General features: G+C 65.6%; 1 pseudogene. It reads left to right on the top strand.

From position 1 onward, the window contains the following. A pseudogene (locus HX855_RS33610) lies at nt 1-241 on the top strand (contractile injection system protein, VgrG/Pvc8 family); the annotation flags it as partial.

Below are 241 nucleotides of genomic sequence, written 5' to 3'. Positions count from 1 at the left end.
ACCGCCCGCGACATCGCTGCCGAGAAAATGCTCGGCCAGGACGCCACGTTCAGCTTGTACGGCGCGCCGCAGCAATCGCCGATGCGCGGTTTCATCCCGCCGCCTGCCAGGCAGTTGCGCACGCTGCATGGCGTGGTCACCGGCTTCAAACGCCTCTCCGGTTCCGTTGATGAGGCCCGCTAGGAAATCACCCTGGAACCCCACTTTGCCCTGCTGGGGCGAGGCCAGCAGTTCCGCATCT

The organism is Pseudomonas sp. IPO3778 (assembly GCF_013386825.1).
GTDB lineage: Bacteria > Pseudomonadota > Gammaproteobacteria > Pseudomonadales > Pseudomonadaceae > Aquipseudomonas.
This window is presented reverse-complemented; position numbering and strand designations above follow the sequence as displayed.